This window comes from Thioalkalivibrio sp. ALE16 (assembly GCF_000381305.1).
Taxonomy (GTDB): domain Bacteria; phylum Pseudomonadota; class Gammaproteobacteria; order Ectothiorhodospirales; family Ectothiorhodospiraceae; genus Thioalkalivibrio.
This window is the reverse complement of record NZ_KB906363.1, coordinates 1-22,649: the sequence shown is the minus strand read 5'-3', so window position 1 is coordinate 22,649 and position 22,649 is coordinate 1. Positions and strand designations below refer to the sequence as shown.

21 protein-coding genes are annotated in these 22,649 nt (G+C 68.6%); 2 read left to right on the top strand and 19 right to left on the bottom strand.

The features are described 5' to 3' along the window. Window positions 1-281: 281 nt before the first annotated feature. The 7 genes from F627_RS0109445 to rluD form a co-directional block, all read right to left on the bottom strand. The gene (locus F627_RS0109445; protein WP_019583931.1) at window positions 282-1,940 is read right to left on the bottom strand and encodes a BCCT family transporter; all 1,659 of its coding nucleotides are present in this window, start codon (window positions 1,938-1,940) and stop codon (window positions 282-284) included. A gap of 56 nt (window positions 1,941-1,996) precedes the next feature. After that, a complete protein-coding gene (locus F627_RS0109440; RefSeq protein WP_019583930.1) occupies window positions 1,997-3,148 on the bottom strand; it encodes a putative zinc-binding metallopeptidase in 1,152 nt (383 codons plus the stop codon). Window positions 3,149-3,255: 107 nt separating this feature from the next. Further along, the gene (locus tag F627_RS0109435) at window positions 3,256-4,566 is read right to left on the bottom strand and encodes a hypothetical protein (RefSeq protein WP_019583929.1); all 1,311 of its coding nucleotides are present in this window, start codon (window positions 4,564-4,566) and stop codon (window positions 3,256-3,258) included. Window positions 4,567-4,634: 68 nt separating this feature from the next. Beyond that, window positions 4,635-5,000: a 5-carboxymethyl-2-hydroxymuconate Delta-isomerase gene (locus F627_RS0109430; RefSeq protein ID WP_019583928.1), complete on the bottom strand. Its 366-nt coding sequence runs from the start codon at window positions 4,998-5,000 to the stop codon at window positions 4,635-4,637. 139 nt (window positions 5,001-5,139) lie between these two features. Next, window positions 5,140-7,722 carry an ATP-dependent chaperone ClpB gene (gene clpB, locus F627_RS0109425; RefSeq protein WP_019583927.1) on the bottom strand — a complete coding sequence of 861 codons (2,583 nt, stop codon included), beginning with the start codon at window positions 7,720-7,722 and terminating at the stop codon, window positions 5,140-5,142. A 325-nt stretch (window positions 7,723-8,047) separates the two neighbouring features. Further along, entirely contained in the window at window positions 8,048-8,830 is a 783-nt protein-coding gene (gene pgeF, locus F627_RS0109420) for a peptidoglycan editing factor PgeF (protein ID WP_019583926.1), read from the bottom strand. Then, window positions 8,823-9,782, bottom strand: coding sequence for a 23S rRNA pseudouridine(1911/1915/1917) synthase RluD (gene rluD, locus F627_RS0109415; RefSeq protein ID WP_019583925.1), 960 nt, complete (start codon window positions 9,780-9,782; stop codon window positions 8,823-8,825). Before rluD ends, pgeF begins: the two co-directional genes overlap by 8 nt. Before the next feature lie 79 nt (window positions 9,783-9,861). Between rluD and F627_RS0109410 the strand changes: the two genes are divergently transcribed. Continuing rightward, window positions 9,862-10,704 carry an outer membrane protein assembly factor BamD gene (locus F627_RS0109410; RefSeq protein ID WP_019583924.1) on the top strand — a complete coding sequence of 281 codons (843 nt, stop codon included), beginning with the start codon at window positions 9,862-9,864 and terminating at the stop codon, window positions 10,702-10,704. Between the two features lie 270 nt (window positions 10,705-10,974). Here the strand turns inward: F627_RS0109410 and F627_RS0109405 are convergent, their stop codons facing one another. The 12 genes from F627_RS0109405 to F627_RS0109350 all read right to left on the bottom strand — a co-directional run bounded on the left by F627_RS0109405 (window position 10,975) and on the right by F627_RS0109350 (window position 21,602). Next, window positions 10,975-11,313 (bottom strand): P-II family nitrogen regulator, encoded by a 339-nt coding sequence (locus F627_RS0109405; RefSeq protein WP_017940393.1) that lies wholly within the window; start codon window positions 11,311-11,313, stop codon window positions 10,975-10,977. Between the two features lie 420 nt (window positions 11,314-11,733). Further along, window positions 11,734-13,428, bottom strand: coding sequence for an NAD+ synthase (locus F627_RS0109400; protein WP_019583923.1), 1,695 nt, complete (start codon window positions 13,426-13,428; stop codon window positions 11,734-11,736). A gap of 7 nt (window positions 13,429-13,435) precedes the next feature. Beyond that, complete coding sequence (gene sucD / locus F627_RS0109395) at window positions 13,436-14,305, bottom strand: succinate--CoA ligase subunit alpha (RefSeq protein WP_018867141.1); 870 nt, start codon at window positions 14,303-14,305, stop codon at window positions 13,436-13,438. Beyond that, a complete protein-coding gene (gene sucC, locus F627_RS0109390; RefSeq protein ID WP_018875864.1) occupies window positions 14,302-15,462 on the bottom strand; it encodes an ADP-forming succinate--CoA ligase subunit beta in 1,161 nt (386 codons plus the stop codon). Before sucC ends, sucD begins: the two co-directional genes overlap by 4 nt. 70 nt (window positions 15,463-15,532) lie before the next feature. Then, a complete protein-coding gene (panD, locus tag F627_RS0109385; protein ID WP_026280257.1) occupies window positions 15,533-15,913 on the bottom strand; it encodes an aspartate 1-decarboxylase in 381 nt (126 codons plus the stop codon). Between the two features lie 394 nt (window positions 15,914-16,307). Then, entirely contained in the window at window positions 16,308-17,186 is an 879-nt protein-coding gene (gene panC, locus F627_RS0109380; protein WP_019583922.1) for a pantoate--beta-alanine ligase, read from the bottom strand. Between the two features lie 15 nt (window positions 17,187-17,201). Next, entirely contained in the window at window positions 17,202-17,996 is a 795-nt protein-coding gene (gene panB, locus F627_RS0109375; protein WP_018881638.1) for a 3-methyl-2-oxobutanoate hydroxymethyltransferase, read from the bottom strand. A gap of 35 nt (window positions 17,997-18,031) precedes the next feature. Next, complete coding sequence (locus tag F627_RS0109370; RefSeq protein WP_018867136.1) at window positions 18,032-18,682, bottom strand: deoxynucleoside kinase; 651 nt, start codon at window positions 18,680-18,682, stop codon at window positions 18,032-18,034. Continuing rightward, entirely contained in the window at window positions 18,679-19,221 is a 543-nt protein-coding gene (gene folK / locus F627_RS0109365) for a 2-amino-4-hydroxy-6-hydroxymethyldihydropteridine diphosphokinase (RefSeq protein WP_019583921.1), read from the bottom strand. Before folK ends, F627_RS0109370 begins: the two co-directional genes overlap by 4 nt. After that, entirely contained in the window at window positions 19,218-20,645 is a 1,428-nt protein-coding gene (gene pcnB, locus F627_RS0109360; RefSeq protein WP_019583920.1) for a polynucleotide adenylyltransferase PcnB, read from the bottom strand. Before pcnB ends, folK begins: the two co-directional genes overlap by 4 nt. Window positions 20,646-20,697: 52 nt before the next feature. Beyond that, window positions 20,698-21,165, bottom strand: coding sequence for an NUDIX hydrolase (locus tag F627_RS0109355; RefSeq protein ID WP_019583919.1), 468 nt, complete (start codon window positions 21,163-21,165; stop codon window positions 20,698-20,700). Further along, on the bottom strand, window positions 21,162-21,602 hold the full coding sequence (locus F627_RS0109350; protein WP_017940403.1) for an RNA-binding S4 domain-containing protein: 441 nt from the start codon (window positions 21,600-21,602) through the stop codon (window positions 21,162-21,164). The genes F627_RS0109355 and F627_RS0109350 overlap by 4 nt, the downstream gene beginning before the upstream one ends. A gap of 115 nt (window positions 21,603-21,717) precedes the next feature. Here F627_RS0109350 and F627_RS0109345 point away from each other — a divergent pair, with 115 nt between their 5' ends. Then, window positions 21,718-22,407, top strand: a complete 690-nt coding sequence (locus F627_RS0109345; RefSeq protein ID WP_019583918.1) for a glutathione S-transferase family protein — start codon at window positions 21,718-21,720, stop codon at window positions 22,405-22,407. The last annotated feature ends 242 nt before the right edge of the window (window positions 22,408-22,649 follow it).

Here is a 22,649-nt window from a genome sequence, read left to right as displayed (position 1 = left end):
TTCTCCTCTACCCACCGCCCATTTTGTTTACCACGAAGCGCACGAAGGCACGAAGAAAGGCAACTTCAAGAGCGATTTGAACCACAGAGGACACGGAGGACACTGAGAACATCAGGGTTGGACGGAAGCGTGTGTCGATCGGCCTGCAGCGATCCACGTGGTCCCTCGTCATGCACGGCCCTTGGCTTGTTTTCTCCGTGTCCTCCGTGCCCTCTGTGGTGCAACGATTTTGCCCTTCTTCGTGCCTTCGTGGGCTTCGTGGTGAAAACTCGAGGCACAGGTCAGGAGCGCCGGGGTACGTCGTCCTCGTCGCGGGCCTCGGGGGCGTCGTCGTCTACGTCGAAGTCCTCGTGGACGCGGTCCGGCGGGATGGTCCACGGCTCGCTGGGCGCGACCGTGTGCTCGCCCGGACGCGGCGCGTAGCGCTCGTCCTCCAGACCGCGCATCAGCCCGACCACCATCATCAGCATCACCAGCGAGAACGGCAGCGCCGCCAGGATGACCGCGTTCTGCAGGACCTCCAGCCCGCCGGCCAGCAGCAGGACCCCGGTCACCAGCCCGATCATCGCCCCCCACAGGATCAGGTGGATCGCCCGATGCTCGGTGGATCCATGGGCCAGCAGGGTATTGATGACCACGATCCCGGCATTCGCGGAGGTCAGCAGGTAGGTCGCAATAAGGATCGTGATCAGAATCGCCCCCGTCTTCGCAATCAGCCAGGGCTCCAGGGTCTCCATGGTGGCGAAGGTCGCCATGGTCAGGTCCTCGGACACGCGCTCGGCGATATTGGCGATGCCCTCGACCTCGGCATGCAAAGCGGTGCCGCCCAGCAGCGCGAGCCAGAAGAAGGTGATCAGGGTGGGCACCAGCAGCACGCCCATCACGAACTCGCGCAGCGTGCGGCCGCGCGAGATGCGCGCGATGAACAGCCCGACGAACGGCGCCCAGGCCAGCCACCAGCCCCAGTAGAAGACCGTCCAGTCGGCATGCCACTCGTCCATATGGTGGGCGTGGGTGTACAGCGAGAGCCCCAGCAGGTTCTGCAGGTAGCTGCCGCTGGACTGCACGACCAGGGCCAGCAGGTACTGGGTCGGCCCTGCGACCAGCAGCAGTCCCAGCAACGCGACACTGAGCCAGAGGTTGGCCTGGCTGACCCGCTGCACCCCGGCCTGCATCCCGGTCACCACGGACACGATCGCAATCACGGTCAGCAGCGCGGTCAGCATCAGCAGTCCGCGGTCCCCCTCCAGGGAGATCCCAACGGTGTGCGCGAGTCCGGACTCCAGTTGCTGGATCCCCAGGCCCAGCGTCGTCGCGATCCCGAAGACGGTGGCGATGATCGCCAGCAGGTCGACCAGGTCCCCCGGCCAGGTGTGACTGTACTTGCCGATCAGCGGGTGCAGGGCCGAGCGCAGGGCCAGCGGCTGGCCCTTGCGGAACCCGAAGTAGGCCAGGATCAGGGCCAGCAGGGCGAACACGCCCCAGGCATTCAGACCCCAGTGGAAATAGGTCAGGACCATGGACATGTCCGCGGCCGCGGCCCGGTCGCCATTATCGATCAGGAACGGGTTCCCGCCGTAGTGCGACAGCGGCTCGGCCACCGCCCAGAACAGAAGCCCCACGCCCATGCCTGCAGCGAACAGCATCGACAGCCATGACAGGGTGGTGAACTCGGGAACCTCGTCGTCATGCCCCAGGCGCACGTTCTTGTAGCGCCCGACCCCGAGCCAGACCACGATCACCAGGAAGAAGGCCATGACGACCACGTAGTACCACTCCAGCAGCGGCGTCACGAAGGTACGCGCATCGCCCACCACCGCACCCAGCTGCTCGGTGCGATACACCCCCAGCAAGGCGATGATTACCACCAGGATCAGCGCGAGCGGCGCGACACGCGGATTCAGGCCCTTGAATGGGCCACGGGTGGCAACGTTGTACATCGGGTGTCCTTTGGCTTGAGTGGGGGCGCGCCGGACCGCACGCCCCCGATGTGCGCTCAGGTACCGGTGGCACCCGCCGGCGCGGCACGACAATCCGTGCGGAAATCCTGAATGACCTGATGCACGAACGCCAGCTTGGCGATGGCGGTGGCCGTCAGCACAAAGGGATAGACATGCGGATGGCCCATGCTGCGGTTGAGGCTGTTGAGGGCGCTGACCAGCGGCAGCCAGTGCTCCATCAGCACATCGAAATCCGCCGCGGCATAGGCATCGAAGGCCGGTGCATCGGCCTGCGCGCCCAGCCGTGCCGACGGGCCGGCACCGGGCACGATGTCCATGTTGTAGGCGGACGCCGTATCCAGGGTATCCACGATGTGCAGGTAGTGGGCCCAGGTCTCGGCCCAGTCCTCCCAGGGATGGGAACTGGCATAGGCGGAGACGAACGAGGCCTGCCATTCGGCGGGCGGCCCCTCGGCATAATGGCGTCGCAGGGCTTCGTCATAGTCCGCGCGCTCGTCGCCGAAGCACTCGCGGAAGGCGGCGTGCCAGGGGGTATCGCGGATCAGGCGGTCCCAGTAGTAGTGCGCGGACTCGTGGCGGAAATGGCCGAGGATCGTGCGATAGGGTTCGGCCATCGCCTCGCGCATGCGCTCGCGGACCGCCGGGTCGGCCTCGGCGATATTCAGGGTAATGAGTCCGTTCGCATGACCGGTGACCACGCCACCGCCCTCGCGGAACTCGGGGGCCGTGTCGGCCAGGAAGTCGAATGCGATCCCCTTGGGATCATCACGGCGCGGCACCACCGGCAGACCCAGACGCAACAGCCCGTAGACCAGGCGCCGCTTCTCCGTCTCCAGGCGCTCCCACAGGCGCGCATTCCCGGGGACACTCAGGTCGGGTATGGTCCGATTTAGGCGGCAGGCCACGCAGAACGGGTCGGCGTCGCCATGCGGCACCATCCAGTTGCAGATCGCGTCCACCGCGTAGTGGCGACACTGGCGGTACAGCGCCCCGTCCGGCTCGTCCGCCACGCGCCACAATCCGCCGGGCACCGGGTGCCCGCGGGCATCCGTGGCCTCTCCTGCCGGCGCCAGGGCCGACACCTCCAGACGATCCGGGAGAAACCCCAGCCGGTGACCACAGCGTGTGCAGTAGGTGTTGTCGAAATACACCCCCTGCCCACAGAACTCGCACTCGAACAACTGCATCGCGTTCCCCGTTGAACCGCCCGCCCGCTCAAAGCGCGGCCGGGTTGCCCCAGACTACGCCGATTCCGCTGCCCCGTCGCGGTGCAGAGGCCGCCGCGGCGCGGCCATTACCGATCCTCCACCCGGGACAGGAGTTCCTCGACCCGCTCCAGCGCCAGCGGATGCGACAGGATGCCGGCATGCGTGGTCGCCACACCGAAGACCGAGGCCGCCTCGCGCTGGGCCGGCGGGTGCAGCATGCTGGCCAGCGTGACCACCCCGTCCGCGGTCGCGCGCGCCCCCCCTTCGCCGCGCTGGTAGCCGAACACCAGATGCATCTCGGTTGCCCCCGCACCCGGAAGCGGAAACAGGCCTTCCAGGAAATCGCTGCCCGGCGCCATGTCGCGCCAGGCCGGGATCACAACCGGCGAGCGATCCACCCCCTGCTGCGCCCGCTCGTGCCCGGCCCAGGGCGTGGACAGGGTGATCATGACAGGCACCGGTGCCGCCGCCTCGCGCCGGGCGCGCTCGTTCAGGAAACCCCGGGCCACCAGCCCGCCCATGCTGTGCGCCACCACCGGCAGCGACTTGACCCCGTGACGCACTTCCAGTTCCTCCACCACCTGTGCCAGATGCGCTGCCGCCGACTGCAGTGGCAAACCGGAGGCGTAATAGTAGAACCACGGCTGATAACGCTCGCGGTCCAGAACCTCCAGCAGCCCGGCAAAGTCCCGCGGCGAGCCGTTCATCCCGTGCACGAACAGCACCGGCGTCCGCGTCGGGTCATGGGGCTCGAGGAAATACACGCCCGCGTAACCGTCCATCACGAAGTCCAGGGGTCGCCATTGGCTGCCCCGCGCCACCTCGGACGCAAAACGCGGGTCATCCAGATGAGTAATCGCGCCGAAGGCGGTCACCCGCCCCAGGCTCAGCGGCAGATCGCTGGCGCCCTCGGCACCCACCAGGCCGCGCGTTGCCGGCAGCGCAACCGGGTGGGTCAGGCGATGGTCCCCGTTCACGCGGATCTCGATCCCGGTCAGCCGCCCGCCGGGGCCACAGTCCAGCGCCTCGCCACCGGCCACATACTGGACCGAGGCACCGGCGGGCTGGGCCCGATCACCCTCTTCGTCGCGGAAGGCCAGCACGCGGTAGCGACCCGGCTCCAGGCCGAAGAACCAGCTCCCGCCCTGGGCGCTGACGACGTGATCCACCGGCTCGGGCACCCCGGCACCCGCGACCGGCTCGCGGAATACCGCCACCACATAGGGCCCCGTCCGACCGGCCTCGGACGCCGTCGCGTCCGGCCCCACCGTGCCGCTGATCACACAGGCCCCGCCCATGCGCGCAAGCTGTTCGCGCGCATCCAGCAGCGAACACCCCGCCAGCGCGAACCCCAGCGCCAGGACCGCAACCAACCGTACCACCGTCATCACGAACATCCCGTTCCGTCCTTCCTGCCCCCGAGTGTAGCGGTCCGCGCCGAGCGACTCGCCCCGCGCGCCGGATTTCAATCCGGGCGGTCCCGGTCTCCGGACCGCGGATCGTGCCGCGCGTAGCTCGCCGCCTCCATCTCGACCACCTCCACGGTGATCACCGCCTCCCCGACCCGGTCCTGCAGGGCGCGCAGGACCGCCTCGCTCAGCGCCTGGCGCTGCGCCAGCGAACGTCCGGACTTGAGACTCACCTCGACATGCACGAAGGGCCGCACCGCACCCCCGACCCGATACTGCGCCACCGGGTGGGCGCGCACCTTGATATGCGATTCGGGGAACAGCCCCGATGCGTGCGCCGCCTTATGCACGGCGTCCAGCCAGACGGCCACCTCCGGCCCCGCGGCCAGGTCCTGCGAGTATTCGACGATCAGATGCGGCATACCCAAAGCTCCCTCGGCGTGCGCGGCGCGGCTCGCAGGCCGCATTGCGCCGGGTCCGCAATGGTGTCGCAACACGGACCCGGCATGAAAAAGGCCCGCTCGGGGCGGGCCTTGTCACGGGTGCAGGATAGCGGACGGATCAGGCCGCGGCCGCCGCCCGGGTGAAGGCCAGCTGCTCGCCGGCCATGTCCACCTCGATGGTATCGCCGGGGCCGAACTCGCCGGCCAGCAGCGACTGTGCCAGCGGGTTCTCCAGCTGGGTCTGGATCGCCCGCTTGAGCGGGCGCGCCCCGTAGACCGGGTCGAAGCCCGCGGCCCCCAGGTGATCCAGCGCGGCGTCGGTGATGGTCAGGCCCAGGTCATGCTCTTCCAGCCGCTTGCGCAGGTACTGCAGCTGGATATCGGCGATCGCGCGGATCTGTTCGCGCTCCAGCGGATGGAACACCACCACGTCGTCCACCCGGTTGATGAACTCGGGACGGAAGTGCTGCCCGACGATCTCCATCACCGCGCCCTTCATCGCCGCGTAGTTCTCCTCGCCGGCCATCTCCTGGATTTGCTGCGAGCCCAGGTTGGAGGTCATCACGATCACCGTGTTGCGGAAGTCCACGGTGCGGCCATGCCCATCGGTCAGGCGCCCGTCATCCAGCACCTGCAGCAGCACGTTGAAGACATCCGGGTGCGCCTTCTCGACCTCGTCGAGCAGGATCACGGAGTACGGCTTGCGGCGCACGGCCTCGGTCAGGTAGCCGCCCTCCTCGTAGCCGACGTAGCCCGGGGGCGCCCCGATCAGCCGCGCCACGGAGTGCTTCTCCATGAACTCGGACATGTCGATGCGCACCATCGCCTCTTCGGTGTCGAACAGGAACCCGGCCAGCGCCTTGGTCAGCTCGGTCTTGCCCACGCCGGTCGGGCCGAGGAACAGGAACGAGCCGTTCGGGCGGTTCGGGTCGGACAGGCCCGCCCGCGAGCGGCGGATGGCGTTGGCCACCGCGCGCACCGCCTCGGACTGGCCGACCACGCGGTCACCAATGGCCTCTTCCATGCGCAGCAGCTTGTCCTTCTCGCCCTCCAGCATCTTGGAGACCGGGATGCCGGTCCAGCGCGAGACGACCTCGGCGATCTCCTCGTCGGTGACCTTGTTGCGCAGCAGCTGGGTCTCCTGGCTCTCCATCTCGTGAGCCATGGCGAGGGACTTCTCCAGGTCCGGGATACGGCCGTACTGCAGTTCCGACATGCGCGACAGATCCCCGGCGCGGCGGGCCGTCTCCAGCTCGGTACGGGCGCGCTCGAGCTCTTCCTTCAACTGGGCCGCCCCGGAGACCGAGGCCTTCTCGGACTTCCACACTTCTTCCAGGTCGGAGTACTCGCGCTCCAGGCGTTCGATCTCCTCCTCCAGCGTGCCCAGGCGCTTCTTCGAGGCGTCGTCGGATTCCTTCTTCAGGGCCTCGCGCTCGATCTTCAGCTGGATCAGGCGCCGCTCCAGCCGGTCCATGGACTCCGGCTTGGAGTCGATCTCCATGCGGATGCGCGAGCTAGCCTCGTCGATCAGGTCAATCGCCTTGTCCGGCAGCTGCCGGTCGGTGATGTAACGCTGCGACAGCTGTGCGGCGGCGACGATCGCCGGGTCGGTGATCTCGATCCCGTGGTGGACCTCGTAGCGCTCCTTCAGCCCGCGCAGGATGGCGATGGTGTCCTCCTGGGTGGGCTCGTCCACCAGCACCTTCTGGAAGCGGCGCTCCAGCGCGGCGTCCTTCTCGATGTTCTGGCGGTATTCGTCCAGCGTGGTCGCGCCGATGCAGTGCAGCTCGCCGCGCGCCAGGGCCGGCTTGAGCATGTTGCCGGCGTCCATCGCGCCCTCGGCCTTGCCCGCGCCCACCAGGGTGTGGATCTCGTCGATGAACAGGATCACGCGACCCTCTTCCTGCGACAGCTCCTTGAGCACGGACTTCAGCCGTTCCTCGAAATCGCCACGGTACTTGGCCCCCGCCAGCAACGCCCCCAGGTCCAGCGCGAGCACGCGCTTGTCCTTGAGCCCCTCCGGCACCTCGCCGTTGATGATGCGCTGCGCCAGGCCCTCGACGATCGCGGTCTTGCCGACCCCTGGCTCGCCGATCAGCACCGGGTTGTTCTTGGTGCGCCGCTGCAGCACCTGGATCGAGCGGCGGATCTCCTCGTCACGCCCGATCACCGGATCCAGCTTGCCCTGCTCGGCGCGCTCGGTGAGGTCGATGGTGTACTTGTCCAGGGCCTGGCGGTTCTCCTCGGCGTTCGGGTCGTCCACCTGGGCCCCGCCGCGCATGTCCTCCACGGCCTTCTCCAGGGAGTCCTTGTTGGCGCCAGCGTTGCGCAGCATCTCGCCGACACCGGCCTTCTCGTCGATCGCCGCGAGCAGGAACAGCTCGCTGGGGATGTACTGGTCCTTGCGCTCCTGGGCGAGCTTGTCGCAGACGTTCAGCATGCGCCCCAGGTCGTTGGAGACATGCACCTCGCCCGCGGCGCCTTCCACCTTCGGCAGGCGATCCAGCGCCTCGCCCAAAGCGGAGCGCAACTGGCGCACGTTGGCGCCGGCGCGGTCGAGCACGTGACGGATCGTGCCCCCCTCCTGGTCCAGCAGGGCCAGCAGCAGGTGGGACGGCTCGATGAACTGATGGTCGCGGCCAACCGCGAGCGACTGTGCGTCCGCGATGGCGGACTGGAATTTGGTGGTCAGGCGATCCATTCGCATTGGGAAACCCCTCGGTCGAATCTTGTTGAACTGACACCAACGTTGGGGACAATCCCCCCGGCTTCAAGGATAGACGCGCGGAAACCGCTAAGCGGGGCCAGAGCCGAGGCTCGCCGCGAAACCAGCGTCGGGGTGTATCCAGCGACTGCCACGGCCCCTGGAAGGGCCTCGCCGTGACGGGCACAAAGACACCGTCATCGCGAGGCGCGAAGCGCCGTGGCGATCGCCATGGACAGCCCCGGCGCCTGCCGCGAAACCCGTGTCGGGGTGCATCCAGCGACTGCCACGGCCCCTGGCAGGGCCTCGCAGTGACAGGTGGCTATCGCGCGGGGTCGGGGGCGAACCACACGAGCGTGCCCATGCGGCCGGTCGCTCCGTCGCGACGATAGGAATAGAAGGTCTCCGCCTCGGTGAAGGTGCAGCGGCCCCCGCCGGCGACCTGCGCCACACCGGCCCGCTGCAGCCGCTGGCGCGCCAGCCGGTAGAGATCCGCCAGCAGGCGCCCCCCGGCACCGGGCCGAAACGCGGCATCGGCCTCCGGATCCTGCGCCCGGAAGGCCTCGCGCACCTCGGGCCCGACCTCGAAGGCCTCCGGTCCGATGGCGGCCCCCATCCAGGCCTGGATTGGCACACCTGGACGCAGGCCCTTCAGCGCCGTGATCGTTGCCTCCAGCGCCCCATCGGCCAACCCGCGCCAGCCGGCATGGGCCACCCCGACCGCCGCGCCGTCCACTGTCGCCAGCACCACGGGCAGACAATCGGCGGTCTGCACGGCGCAGATCGCCCCCGGCCGGTCGCTGACCACCGCATCGGCCTCGGGCGTATCGCCCGCCTTCAACGCCGCCTGCAGGGCATCGGCGGTGATCACGGTCGTCCCATGGACCTGGCGCGGCCAGGCGATGGGCGCGGCGCACCCCAGGGACTGTTCCAGTCGGCGCCGGTTTTCCGCCACGTGATCCGGGGCATCGCCGGTATGCAGGGCCAGATTCAGCGCGGCCCAGGGCCCGGTACTGACGCCACCCGTCCGGGTCGTCTGCAGCGCTTGCACCCCGGCCGGGAGTTCCCCGGGCCCGGGTTTCAACAGCGGCAGGGCCTCAGACATCCCCGGCCTCCCGGGCATCGGCGCGCAGGGCCGCGAGCAGGGCCTCGAAATCCTCCGGCAGCGGGGCCTCGAAGGCGCAGGGCTCGCCCGTCTCCGGATGCTCGAACTCCAGGCGGGCCGCATGCAGGGCCTGGCGCTTGAAGGCCGCGACCGTCGCCTTCGCCGCTTCGCCCATGCCCTTCACCGGGCGCGGACGACCGCCGTAGGTCAGATCGCCCACGATCGGGTGGCGGATATGCGCCATGTGTACGCGGATCTGATGGGTGCGCCCGGTCTCCAGGCGCACGTTCAGCAGGGTGTGCGCGGGAAAGCGCTCGGCCACACGGTAATGCGTGACTGCGGGCTTGCCGGCCGCGGTCACGGCCTGGCGCTTGCGATCAACCGGATGACGCCCGATCGGCTCGTCGATGGTGGCCCCGCTGATCACTCGGCCCTGGACCAGGGCGCGGTACTCGCGGTGCACGCTGCGCGCCTGCAACTGGCGCACCAGGGCGGTCTGGGCCTCGGGCGTACGCGCGACCACCATCAGGCCGGTGGTGTCCTTGTCCAGGCGGTGGACCACCCCGGCGCGCGGCAGCTGCGCCAGCTCCGGGGCGTGGTGCAGCAGGGCATTGACCAGCGTGCCGTCGCGATGCCCGGCCGCCGGGTGGGCCACCAGCCCGGCGGGCTTGTTGACCACCAGCACCGCGGCGTCCTCGTACACGATGTCCAGCGCAATGGCCTCGGGCCGGGCCTCCAGCACCGGCGCCTCGGGCGCCGTCAGCTCGACCCGCTCGCCCCCGCGCACCGGCGTGCGCGGGCGGGGCGAGCCACCATCCACCCGCAGCGCGCCCTCCTTCAGCCACTGGGTCAGCTGGCTACGCGAATACTCCGGGAACAACCGCGCCAGCGCGGCATCCAGGCGCTGTCCCGCCGCTTCTTCCGGCAGACAGGCCTCCCGCGGTTCACTCATTGCGCGGCCTCCCGCTCGTCGCCACCGGGGCTTGATGTTGTAGAATCCCTGCACTTCGGTTCATCTGTGAGGCCTCGCCGTGATTTCTGTCCCGCACCTGTCGCGCCTGTTCGTCGTTCTGATCGTGGCGCTCGTGGTCGCCGGCTGTGCCGGGCGCGAAGACCCCACGCTCGGCTGGTCCGCCAGCCAGCTCTACGGCGAGGCCAAGAACGCCCTGAACGAGGGCAACTACGACCAGGCCGTCGAATACTACGAAAAACTCGAGGCGCGCTATCCCTTCGGGCGCTATGCCCAGCAGGCGCAGATCGAGATCCCCTACGCCTACTACAAGGCCGGCGAGCCGGAACCCGCCCTGGCCGCGGTGGACCGCTTCGTGCAGCTGAACCCGCGCCACCCGAACCTCGATTATGCGTACTACCTGCGCGGGCTGATCAACTTCAACCGCCAGCAGGGCTTCCTCGCCAACCTGTTCCCGCGCGACCCCGCCGAGATGGACCCGGAGCCCTTCGACCAGGCCTTCGAGGACTTCGACCGCCTGATCCGCGAGTTTCCCGACAGCCGCTACGCCCCGGACGCCTACCAGCGCATGATCTACATCCGCAATGCGCTGGCCGCCTACGAACTGCGGGTGGCCGAGTTCTACATGGAACGCACCGCCTGGGTCGCCGCCGCGCAGCGCGCCCGCAACGTGGTGGCCGTATACCCCGGCTCCGAGGTCATGCCGAAGGCCCTGGCCGTGCTGCATCGCGCCTACACCGAGCTCGGCCTGGACGATCACGCCGAGAACACCATGACCGTGCTGGAGCTGAACTACCCGGACGCCGCCGTGGCCGTGCGCGCGGGCGAGCCGGTGGAACTGGAACGCGAGGAACGCCGCGGCCTGTGGCGCGTGATGGACCGCATCCCCTTCCTCACCAACTGAGTTGGCACCTCCCGGCGCTGTTTGGACTCACCACGAAGCACACGAAGGCACGAAGAAGGGCAAGGTCAAGGGCGTTTGCACCACAGAGTGCACGGAGGACACGGAGAAAATCAGGGCTGCAGGGCAAGGCGCATCGAGCTCCGTCTGAGTCATCGAACATCACCAATTTAGGCCTTTCTCTGTGTGCTCCGTATCCTCTGTAGTGAAAAGGCTTTTAACCTCCTTCGTGCGCTTCGTGGTGAATCCAAGCGGCGCCGAAAGGCAGGTCGCTCAGAGGGCCTCGCTGCCCTCTTCGCCGGTGCGGATGCGGACCACGCGCGACATGTCGGAGACGAAGATCTTGCCGTCCCCGATCTTGCCGGTGCGCGAGGCCTTCACGATCGCATCGATGCAGGGGTCGACCCGGTCGTCGTCCACCACCAGTTCCAGCTTCACCTTGGGCAGGAAATCGACCACGTATTCCGCGCCCCGGTAGAGCTCGGTGTGGCCCTTCTGGCGCCCGAAGCCCTGGACCTCGGTCGCGGTCATCCCGGCGATACCCATCTCGGTCAGGGCCTCGCGGACATCTTCCAGCTTGAACGGCTTGATGATCGCCTCGATCTTCTTCATGCGAATCCCTTTGGTTGTGCCCGCTTCGCAGGCGCTTGTCTCACCCCTGAAAGTGTATCAAACCCCCGCGGCTGCGCTGTGGTCCTCGCCTTCTCGCGACGTTCGACGCTGCTTGGAATCGACCACGAAGCACACGAAGGCACGAAGAAGGGCCAGGTCAAGGGCGTTTAACAGGAAGACGGGAAGGCTGGAAGAGGGCCTGTGGTTGATCGGGGAAGTCCTTTCCGGTCCGCAATATGCCGCCGTTTCGGATACGTCGGACGGAGCGAGGCACCGAGTCAGTATTGTCGGGGCCCTAAGACCGCAGCCCGGGACACCCCATTCAGAACCTTCGGTACTTCCTGTCTTCCTGTGAACCGTCCTTGACCTTCTTCGTGCCTTCGTGTGCTTCGTGGTGAACTCTGCGCGCGTCGGCGCGGATCAGTCCGGGCGGTAGCCGGAGGTGATCGGGTAGCGCCGGTCGCGGCCGAAGGCGCGCGGGCTGACCCGTATTCCGGGCGCGGCCTGGCGGCGCTTGTACTCGGCGATGAACACCATGCGGGCGATGCGCTCCACCGTGGGGCGGTCGAATCCCTGCGCGACGATCTCGGCGACCGACCGCTCCTGTTCGACAAAGGCCTCGAGGATCGCGTCCAGCACCTCGTACGGCGGCAGCGAGTCGGCGTCCTGCTGATCCGGGGCCAGCTCCGCGCTGGGCGGACGTTCGATCACCCGTTCCGGGATCGCCGGCCCGCGCGTGTTGCGCCAGCGCGCCAGGCGATACACCCACTGCTTGGAGACATCCTTCAGCGGCGCGAAACCGCCATTCATGTCGCCGTACAGCGTGGAGTAGCCCACCGCCATCTCGGATTTGTTGCCCGTGGCCAGCAACAGCTTGCCGCTGCGGTTGGACAGCGCCATCAGGAGCACCCCGCGGGCGCGCGCCTGCAGGTTCTGCTCGGTCACATCCCCCGCCCCGGCCGGGTAGGCCGCCAGAGCATCCCCCAGCCCCGCCATGAAGCTCTCGACCATCGGTTCGATCGCGATCTCGTGATACTCCAGCCCCAGCAGCCGGGCCTGTGCCTCGGCGTCCTCGATGCTGATCGAGGCGGTATAGCGATAGGGCATCATCACGGCCGTGACTGCCGCCGGGCCCAGGGCGTCGGTCGCCAGCGCCGCGGTCAGTCCAGAGTCGATCCCACCGGACAGGCCCAGCAGCACCCCGGGAAAGCCGTTTTTGGTCACGTAGTCGCGGATGCCGATCATCAGCGCCTGGTAGAGGTCGCGGGCATCGGCCTCGTCCGGTTCCGGACCGGGGTCGGCCAGGGTCGGCCGGATGCCGCAGGCAGACAGGTGCAGGTGCTCGTCGCGCGGGTGCAGGATCGGCCCCTGCGCCCCGCGGCGCACTTCTACCTGCCCCTGACCGGTGGCCCAGGCCGGCAGCACGGCCCGCGCCCCGTTGACCGGATCCTGCACGAAGGAACGACCATCGAAGACCAGCTCGTCCTGACCGCCCACCTGGTTCACGTAGACCACCGGGCAGCCGGTCTCGGCCACGCGCTGGCCGACCACGCGCAGGCGTTCCTCGGCCTTGCCGCGGTGGTAGGGCGACGCGTTGAGATTCAGCAGGAGCTCGGCCCCGGCGTCGCGGGCGTCGGCGGCCGGGGCCGGCTGCCAGATGTCCTCGCAGACCGTCAGTCCGACTCGCCAGCCGTCCAGTTCGACCACACAGGCCTCGGTGCCGGCGACGAAATAGCGCTCCTCGTCGAACACCGAGTAATTGGGCAGGACCTGCTTGGCATAGCGCGCGATGCAGGCCCCGTCGCGCAGCCAGAGCGCCGCGTTGATCAGGCCCGCCTCCCCGTGCACCGGGGCGCCCAGGATCACATCGATACCCCGCGCCGCCTCGGTGATCGCGGTCACCACGCGCTCCACGCCCAGCAGAAACGCCGGACGCAGCAGCAGGTCCTCCGGCGGGTAGCCGGTGACCGCCAGTTCGGGGAACACCACTGCGCGGGCGCCGCCGGCGCGGGCCTGTTCGATCGCCTCGAGGATGCGGTGGCGGTTGTCCTCCAGACCGCCCACCACCGGGTTGATCTGGGCCAGGGCCAGACGCAGGGGCGAATCGGCGCTCATCCGCGGATCAGACCAGTGCGGACTGCATCGCGGCGCCCAGTTCCGCCGGGCTCTCGGCCACGGTCGCACCGGCCTCGCGCAGGGCGGTCATCTTCTGCGCCGCGGTGCCCTGACCACCGGCGATGATCGCCCCGGCATGGCCCATGCGCCGGCCCGGCGGTGCGGTGGCGCCGGCAATATAGGCGGCAACCGGCTTGTCGAATTCGTCCGCGATAAAGCGCGCGGCGCGTTCCTCGGCGTCGCCACCGATCTCGCCCACCATCAGCACGCCGTCGGTCTCCGGATCCTCGCGGAAAAGGCGCAGGCAGTCGACAAAGTCCAGGCCCTGGATCGGGTCACCACCGATGCCCACGCAGGTGCTCTGGCCCAGTCCAAGGTCCGAGGTCTGCTTGACCGCCTCGTAGGTCAGCGTACCCGAGCGCGAGATGATGCCGATGCGCCCGCGGCGATGGATGTAGCCGGGCATGATCCCGACCTTGCAGGCATCCGGGGTGATGATGCCCGGGCAGTTGGGGCCAATCAGGCGCGTCGGGCTGCCGGCCAGCACCTGCTTGACCCGGACCATGTCCTGTACCGGGATGCCCTCGGTGATGCAGACCGCCAGCTCGATCCCGGCGTCCGCCGCCTCGCAGATCGCGTCCGCGGCGAACGGGGCCGGCACGTAGATCATGCTGACGGTCGCGCCGGTGGTCGCCACCGCGTCGGCCACGGTATCGAACACCGGCCGATCCAGATGGGTCTTCCCGCCCTTGCCGGGGGTTACGCCCCCGACCAGGCGGGTCCCGTAGGCGATGGCCTGTTCCGAGTGGAAACTGCCCTGCTTGCCGGTGAAGCCCTGACAGATCACCTTGGTGTCGCGGTCGACAAGGATGCTCATGCCACGGCCTCCACTACGGCCCGCGCTGCCGCGTCCAGATCAGCGGCCGGGATCACGTCCAGGCCCGAGTGCGCCAGCGCACTGCGGCCCTGCTCGGCGTTGGTGCCCTCCAGGCGCACCACCACCGGCACCTGGACCTGCACCTCGCGGATCGCGGCGATGATGCCCTCGGCGATCAGGTCGCAGCGCACGATGCCGCCGAAGATATTCACCAGCACCGCCTTCACCGAGGCATCGGACAGGATCAGCTTGAAGGCCGCGGTCACCCGCTCCACCGTCGTGCCGCCACCGACATCCAGGAAGTTGGCGGGTTCGCCGCCGTGGTGCTGGATCAGGTCCATGGTCGCCATCGCCAGGCCGGCACCGTTGACCATGCAGCCGATGGAGCCATCCAGGCGGATGTAATTGAGGTCGTGCTCGTGCGCCTGTTCCTCGGCCGGGTCGCGCTGGCGCGCGTCGCGCTCTTCGAACAGCGCCTTCTGGCGGTAGGCTGCGGAGTCGTCGATGGTCAGCTTGGCGTCGATCGCCAGCAGCCGGTCATCGCCGGTCAGCACCAGCGGGTTGATCTCGAGCAACTGGGCATCGAGCTGCTGGAACAGGGCATGCGCGTTGGTCACCAGCTGCGCCATCGCCTTGGCGGCGGCGCCGGCCAGGCCCAGGGTCGAGGCCACCCGGCGGCCATGAAACGGCATTACCCCGGTGGCCGGATGGATCGGCAGGGTCACGACCGCCTCGGGGCGCTCGGCCGCCAGCGTCTCGATATCCATGCCGCCCTCGGCGGAGACCACCAGCGCCAGGCGCTCGCGCGCGCGGTCCACCAGCATGGCGAAGTAGAATTCGCGGGCAATATCCACCGCCGGCTCCAGCAGCAGCTGGTCCACCGGCAGCCCCTCGGGGCCGCTCTGGCCGGTGACCAGGCGCGAACCCAGCAGGTTCTCCGCCGCCGCGCGCGCCGCATCGAGGGAATCCGCCATCACCACGCCGCCGGCCTTGCCACGACCGCCGGAGTGGACCTGGGCCTTGACCAGCACGCGCTCGGTACCCAGCGCCTGCCAGGCGCCGGGTAGTGCATCGATCGCGGTGATCACCTGACCGTCGGGAACGGGGATGCCGGCGTCGCGAAAGCGCGCCTTGGCCTGAAATTCGTGGAGATTCATGGGCGTCGAGGATAGCGGCGCGCCCCCGGCCCGACAACTGCGGGCGGGCCGTGCGCGGAGGAGAGGGAAATCAGGCGGCCTGGACCGGGATGCCGTGACCGGTGCGAATGATCCGGTTGGCGGCGTCGAGATAGACCAGGTCGGGGGTGAATTCGCGGGCCTCGGCGGCCTCCATCTGAGCATAGGCGCAGATGATCACGCGATGGCCCACCGCCGCCTTGTGCGCGGCCGCGCCATTGACCGAGATGATGCCGGAACCGGCCTCGCCCTCGATCGCGTAGGTCGTGAAGCGCTCGCCATTGTCGATGTTGTAGATCTGGATCTGCTCGAACGGCAGGATGCCGGCCGCCTCCAGCAGGCGGGTATCGATCGCGCAGGAGCCTTCGTACTCCAGCTCGCAATGCGTGACCCGGCCCTGATGCAGCTTGCCTTTCAGCATAGTGACAACCATACGGCGAATTCCCGGCTTGTACCTCGGAAGGGCGGAAAATTATCCGCGATCCCGGCGACCACGGCAAACCCGCCCGTTCGGGTCAATGTTTTTTCACCACGAAGCCCACGAAGACACGAAGAAGGGCAAAGGGCGGATTTACCACAGAGCACACGGAGGACACAGAGAAAACTACTGTTGGGGTTGAGAGCGTCCGCGGCGAAACGCATCAATCCGGGAACTGGGGGGCCGCGGGCCACCACCCGATGGGATGCGATGCGCGGCGCTCATCACATCCTACCCCCCGAAAGCCTGGTCCTTTCCTCCGTGGACTCTGTGCCCTCCGTGGTAAAAAGCCCCTGACCTGGCCCTTCTTCGTGCCTTCGTGGGCTTCGTGGTCAATCCGTTAACAGAATCAGGCCGGGCGGGTGCGGACGTTGTCGATCAGGCGCACGTCCTCCAGCCAGGCGGCGGACAGGACCACGAGGTCCTGCTCCGCCAGCGGTACGCCCAAGGCCGGCTCCAGCAGGTCCTCGGCGCGGCGGATCGAAAGGTACTCCGGATCGAAACCGGCCTCGCGCAGTCGTTCGCAGGCCCGTCCCTCGACCTCGGGGATGCGGTCGGCGTCGAACACAGTGGCGGTACGGCAGACCATCGCGACCTCGTCCAGCACCCGCTTGAGTTCGGGGGCTACCGCACGGGCGGCCTCCGACAGCTGATGGTTGCGCGAGCTGAAGGCCAGACCGTCCGCCTCGCGCACCGTGGGGATGGCCTCCACCCGGGTCGGGATGTCCAGCCCCTGCACCATGCGCTCGATCAGCTTGAACTGCTGGAAGTCCTTCTCGCCGAACAGGGCCAGGTCCGGGCGCACCAGGTTGAACAGCTTGGTCACCACGGTGGCCACCCCGTCGAAGTGCCCCGGTCGGTAGTCCCCCTCGAGGATCTCCGACAGCCCCGGCACGACCACGCGTACCGGGGGCATGCCGTCATCGGGATACATGTCCTCGTTGCTGGGGCAGAACAGCGCATCCACGCCGGCATCGGTCGCCAGACGGGCATCCTCCTCCAGGGTGCGCGGATAACGCTCCAGGTCCTCGGCGCGATCAAACTGCAACGGATTCACGAAGATCGAAACCACCACCCGCTGGGCGCGCGCCCGCGCATGCCGGATCAGGGTCAGGTGCCCCTCGTGCAGGTTGCCCATGGTGGGCACCAGCGCCACGGTGCCGCGCCCCTTGCGCGACCACTCTCGATGCATGGCCACCAGCTGTGGCCGATCACGCAGGATTCTCATGCTCGGGCTTCCGTGTCAGGTAAAGGTATGGACGCCGGATTGCGGGAACGCCCGGGTCCGCACGGCGTCGCAGTAGGCGCGTACCGCGCCTTCCAGGGAGCCCCCCTCGGCGAGGAAATCCCGCGCGAAGCGCGGCGGCTCGGGGGTCAGGCCAAGCACATCGGACAGCACCAGCACCTGGCCGTCACAGCGCGGACTGGCACCGATGCCGATCACCGGCACCCCGGCGCTGCGCACGATGGCATCGGCCAGGCTCTCCGGGATGCCCTCCAGCAGCAGGGCCTGCGCCCCCGCACTCTCCAGGCGCGCGGCCAGGGATTCCATCTCGGCCGCCGCCTTCGGATCGCGCCCCTGCACGCGGTGGCCACCAAAGCGGTGAACGGCCTGCGGCGTCAGCCCAAGGTGGGCGCAGACCGGAATGCCGGCGGACACCAGGCGTTCCACGATCGGTACCTCCACCGCCCCGCATTCGACCTTGACCATGTGCGCCCCGGCCCGCAGCAGTGCCCCGGACTGGGCCAGGGCGGTGGCGACATCGACATCGCCCAGAAACGGGATATCCGCCATGATCAGGGCGTTCTCGCTGCCGCGCGCCACGTTGGCGACGTGATAGACCATGTCGTCCAGCGTCACCGGCAGGGTGGTCGTGTGGCCCTGCACCACCATGCCGAGCGAATCGCCGACCAGGATCACGTCGACCCCGCAGCGGTCCAGCAGCCCGGCGAAGGCCGCGTCGTAGGCAGTGAGGCAGGCGATCGGCTCGCCGGCCTGCTTGCGCCGGGCCAGGGTGTTCACGGTAATCGGCCGCATGTTCATGCCTCCCGGGCAGTCCGGCTTGCCACCCTCTAGAGCGAGATGGGCAACGGGTTGAAGTAGTGCCGCCCGCCCTGGATCGGCTCCAGAAACTGCACCAGCTGGTCGAAATCGGCCGGGTTGTTCACCCAGTCGATCTCGGTGGCGTTCACAATCACGAGCGCCGGTCCTTCGAAATGATAGAAGAATTCCGCGTAGGCGGCGTTCAGCCGTTCCAGGTAACCGGCCTCGATGTGACGTTCGTACGGTCGTGCCCGGCGGCGGATGCGCTCCTGCAGCACGTCCACCGGCGCCTGCAGGTAGATCACCAGATCCGGACGCGGCAGGCCGCCGCGCAGGTGCCGGAACATCTCGCGATAGATCTCCAGCTCGTCGGGGTGCAGGTTCAGCTCGGCGAACAGCGGGTCCTTGTCCATCAGATAGTCGGACACGTGCCGCTGCTCGAACAGCCCCTTCTGCGCCACTGGCGTCAGCTGGCGCACGCGCTGCACCAGGAAGTGCAGCTGGGTCGCCAGGGCGTGCTTGTCCGGCTCCTGGTAGAAGCGGTCGAGGAACGGATTCTCGTCCGGCGCCTCGAAGATGCCCTCGGCCTGAAGGTGCTCGGCCAGGCGTTTCGCCAGGCTGGACTTGCCAACCCCGATCGGTCCCTCGACCGCGATGAAATCGAAATCGCCCAGGCTCATCGGCGCCCCTCCGCCGCCGCGACGCCCGCCTCCGGCTCCGCGATCGGGATCAGGGCCGCGCCGTCGAAGCGCCGCGCCAGCCCCTCCAGCGGGCCCGCACCCGGGATCTGCAGACCAGGCGCCAGCTCCAGCAACGGCAGGACCACGAAATCACGCTCGGCGATGCCGGCATGCGGCACCTGCAGGCCCGGCAGATCCAGCGACTGTTCACCGAACAGCAACAGGTCCAGATCCAGCAGCCGTGGCCCCCAGCGGCTGCCGTCGCGCTTGCGGCCGCAGGCGCACTCGATGGCCTGCAGACCCGCCAGCAGGTCCAGCGGCTCCAGACGGGTGTGCAGCCGGGCCACTGCGTTCACGTAGTCGGGCTGGTCCTGCGGACCCATCGGCGGGTTACGGAACAATCGGGAACGCCCGGTCAGGCGCGTCTGCGGCAGTTCCTGCGCCAGACGCTCAAACGCCTCGCGCACCTGTGCCTCGGGCTCGCCCAGGTTGGCCCCGATCCCGATGAAGGCCTGCACGCCGTGATCGGCCGTGCTCACTCGCCACCCCCGGTATCCGGCTTCGGGGCCGGTCCAGTGTTATCGCCACCCCCCTTGCGACCCCGGCGCCGACGGCGGCCACCGCGGCGCGACTTGCCCTTGGTACCCGACTTGCCGTCACCTTTGGGCCCCTTCGGGGCTCCGGCCATGGCCTTCTGGCCGGCCTCGTCCTGCTCCTGGATCTCGGTCCACCAGCGGCACAGCTCGGGGTCGGCATCGCCGGCACGGGCGCGCAGACAGAGGAAGTCGTAGCCGGCACGAAAACGCGGATGGGTCAGCAGGCGCAGCGCGCGGCCGCCCCGATGGCGCTCCAGGCGCGCCTGCAGTTCCCAGATCTCGCGCACAATCAGGCTGAAGCGCTTGGGGATAGAGACCGTCTTCACCTGCCGATCGAGCACCTCGGCCATCGCCTGTTGCCAGGCCGGGATCTCCTGCTCGCCGTCGTCGATCCGTTGCGCCGCGGCCACCTGCACCGGTGCCCACAGGATCGCGGCATAGAGGAAGGCCGGGTTCACGCCCAGCCCCTCGTTGATGCGCTTGTCGGTGTTCAGCAACGACTCGACCAGGAACTGGCGCCGCTCGGGACCGACATCCGGATCGGCAAAGCAGTCCGCCGCCTCGGGGAACATCGCCTCGAACAGGCCAAAGCGCTCGAGCTCGTCCAGGCAGGTCACCGCCGCACCGCTGTGGAACAGCTTGATCACCTCGTCGAACAGCCGCGCGGGCGCCACGGTCTGCATCAGCGAGGCCAGCTCATGGATGCCGGCCTCGACCTCCGGTGCGATGGTTAGCCCCAGCTTGGCGGAGAAGCGCACCGCCCGCAGCATGCGCACCGGGTCCTCGCGCAGCCGGGTCTCGACGTCGTCGCCGATCAGGCGCAGCACGCCCGCGCGCAGGTCCTCAACCCCGCCGGTGTAATCCAGCACCGAGAAGTCTTCGATGTCGTAGTACAGGGCGTTGACGCTGAAGTCGCGGCGGATCGCGTCCTGCTCGATGGTGCCGTAGCGGTTGTCCCGCAGGATGCGTCCTTCCTCGCTCAGTGCCACCTGGCCCTCGTCCCCGGACTCGTCGTCATGCGGGGCGCGAAAGGTCGCCACCTCGATCATCTCGCGCCCGAACAGCACATGCGCCAGGCGGAAGCGGCGCCCGATCAGGCGACAGTTGCGGAACAGCCCGCGCACCTGCTCGGGCGTCGCGTCGGTGGCAACGTCGAAATCCTTCGGCTCGCGCCCCAGCAGCAGGTCACGCACGCCGCCGCCCACCAGACAGGCCCGGTAGCCCGCGTCGCGCAGGCGATAGAGCACCTTCAGGGCGTTGTCGTCGATCGCCGCGCGCGAGATCCCGTGATCCGCGCGCTCGTAGACACGCGGTTCCGGCAGCTCGCTGTCGGGTCGAGTCGGGGTTGCGGGGTCAGCCTTTGTCACGCGATACCGTAGCGGTGGTCGAAAGCGCCGTATGGTAACAGCTTGGCCGGCTTCATCCCGCTTTTCGCACCGGGCGCGGCGCGGCGGTTTCACCGGTCAGACGCCAGCGGCGGTAGTCATCGAGGATGCGCCGGTGATCGAACACCAGGACAGGATCCGGATCCTCCGGGTCCAGCCAGGCGCAGTCGGTGGCATCGTCGGCGGCCTTCGCCTCGCCCCGGCCACGGGCGATATAGACCGCGCTGACGGTATGCCCGCGCGGATCGCGCTCCGGGTCGGAATAAACGCCCAGCAACACCTCCAGCTCGACCTCCAGCCCGGTCTCCTCGCGCGCCTCGCGCACCGCGGCATGCTCGGCGGTCTCGCCAACGTCGACGAAGCCCCCGGGGAGCGCCCAGCCATGCGGGGGGTTGCGCCGCTCGATCACCAGCACCCGACCGGGCTGGGCCGGATGACGGATCACCAGATCCACCGCCACACGCGGGGTCACCGGAGGGCCACTGCCTTCGAGGGATGTCACTCGGATTCGCTCCTGTCGCTGTCATCCTGGCGAATAAAACGGCGAATCTTGCGCCGCTCGCGCTTGTCCGGCCGGCGGCTGGGCGCACTGTCCGCCACCGCGCGCTCGGCCCGGCGGCGCTCGCTTTCCGCCTCGCGCCGGGCCTGGCTCTCCGGGGTCTCCTCGTACAGAGCCTGCGCCTCGCGGGCCGGCCGGCGCTGCTCGTTCAGCCCCACCACGTCCAGCTCCCAGACCTGCGGACCCCGATGGATGGTCAGACGATCGCCGGGATGCACGCGCCGCGCCGGCTTGCAGCGCTCGCCGTTCACGTGGACCTTGCCGCCGCCAACCGCCTCGCTGGCCAGCCCGCGCGTCTTGTAAAAACGCGCGGCCCACAGCCACTTGTCGATCCGCAGCCCGGCGCTGGGCGCCTCGTGATGGCCGCTACCCCTGGCCAAGGCTTCCCCGGGCCTGCGCGAGGGGGGACAATGCGCAACCTTTCCAGGCCAGGCACCGACGTTCCGCGGTCATCCGGACCGTGACCTGCCCCGACCCAGGACGCCAAGGACCCTCATGAATCTGCCGCATCTGCACCTGATCAGTTTCGCCATCTGTCCGTTTGTCCAGCGTAGCGTGATCACGCTGAAATACAAGCAGGCCCCGTTCGAACTGAGCCTGATCGATCTGGCCGACCCGCCGGAGTGGTTCCGCGCGCGCTCGCCGCTCGGCAAGGTGCCGGTGCTGATCGTCGACGACGACACCGTGCTGTTCGAGTCGGCGGTGATCAACGAGTATATCGATGCCATCACCCCGCCCGCCCTGATGCCGGTGGACCCCCTGGAACAGGCCCGCACCCGGGCGTGGATCGAGTACCTCTCGGAACAGACCTTCGCCCAGTATCACTGGATGACGGCCGCCACCGAGGACGCCTTCGAGCTCACGCGCCATACGGCCGCGCGCGGGCTGGAGCGCCTGGAACAACAGATGACGCGGGATGATCGCCTGGCCACCCCGGATTTCTCGCTGATCGACGCGACCCTGGCACCGATCCTGATGCGCTATGCGCTGCTTGCGGACCCGGACAGCCCCTGGGAGGCGGAGGCGTTTCCACGGCTGGCGCAGCGCTGGGAGCGGCTGCGCGAGATGCCGGCCGTGCGGGACTCGGTCCCGGCCGACTTTGCGGCCCAGCTGGCCGACTATCTGCGCAAGCAGGAAGGCTACGCGCCGGCGCATTTCGCGGCGCAGCTCGACGGGTCCGCCTGACCCGGGCTTTTCCCGACCACCCCCCCTTGGGTCGCGCCCGGTTCGGCATCGGGTGTTTGCACTGCCTCCGGCCCGCTTCCTGCCTGGTGGTGGCTGGGCCTGGTTCGGCATCTGGTGTTCACGGTGGCTCCGGTCCACATACTGCCTTGCGCTGACTCGCCAGCGCGCCCCGAGTGACTTCTTTGCTCGTGCAAAGAAGTCACCAAGAAACACGCCCGACTGCCGCGACCCCGGCCCGCTGT

Excerpts from the sequence above, each read along its gene's own strand:
- clpB (WP_019583927.1), bottom strand. The coding sequence starts at position 7,722 with ATGGATCGCCTGACCACCAAATTCCAGTCCGCCATCGCGGACGCACAG.
- F627_RS0109345 (WP_019583918.1), top strand. The coding sequence starts at position 21,718 with ATGAATCTGCCGCATCTGCACCTGATCAGTTTCGCCATCTGTCCGTTT.
- F627_RS0109405 (WP_017940393.1), bottom strand. The coding sequence starts at position 11,313 with ATGAAGAAGATCGAGGCGATCATCAAGCCGTTCAAGCTGGAAGATGTC.
- rluD (WP_019583925.1), bottom strand. The coding sequence starts at position 9,782 with ATGAGTGAACCGCGGGAGGCCTGTCTGCCGGAAGAAGCGGCGGGACAG.
- F627_RS0109430 (WP_019583928.1), bottom strand. The coding sequence starts at position 5,000 with ATGCCGCATCTGATCGTCGAATACTCGCAGGACCTGGCCGCGGGGCCG.
- F627_RS0109400 (WP_019583923.1), bottom strand. The coding sequence starts at position 13,428 with ATGAGCGCCGATTCGCCCCTGCGTCTGGCCCTGGCCCAGATCAACCCG.
- F627_RS0109370 (WP_018867136.1), bottom strand. The coding sequence starts at position 18,682 with ATGAGCCTGGGCGATTTCGATTTCATCGCGGTCGAGGGACCGATCGGG.
- panC (WP_019583922.1), bottom strand. The coding sequence starts at position 17,186 with ATGAGAATCCTGCGTGATCGGCCACAGCTGGTGGCCATGCATCGAGAG.
- F627_RS0109435 (WP_019583929.1), bottom strand. The coding sequence starts at position 4,566 with ATGTTCGTGATGACGGTGGTACGGTTGGTTGCGGTCCTGGCGCTGGGG.
- sucD (WP_018867141.1), bottom strand. The coding sequence starts at position 14,305 with ATGAGCATCCTTGTCGACCGCGACACCAAGGTGATCTGTCAGGGCTTC.
- F627_RS0109440 (WP_019583930.1), bottom strand. The coding sequence starts at position 3,148 with ATGCAGTTGTTCGAGTGCGAGTTCTGTGGGCAGGGGGTGTATTTCGAC.
- sucC (WP_018875864.1), bottom strand. The coding sequence starts at position 15,462 with ATGAATCTCCACGAATTTCAGGCCAAGGCGCGCTTTCGCGACGCCGGC.
- pgeF (WP_019583926.1), bottom strand. The coding sequence starts at position 8,830 with ATGTCTGAGGCCCTGCCGCTGTTGAAACCCGGGCCCGGGGAACTCCCG.
- panB (WP_018881638.1), bottom strand. The coding sequence starts at position 17,996 with ATGCGGCCGATTACCGTGAACACCCTGGCCCGGCGCAAGCAGGCCGGC.
- panD (WP_026280257.1), bottom strand. The coding sequence starts at position 15,913 with ATGGTTGTCACTATGCTGAAAGGCAAGCTGCATCAGGGCCGGGTCACG.
- F627_RS0109445 (WP_019583931.1), bottom strand. The coding sequence starts at position 1,940 with ATGTACAACGTTGCCACCCGTGGCCCATTCAAGGGCCTGAATCCGCGT.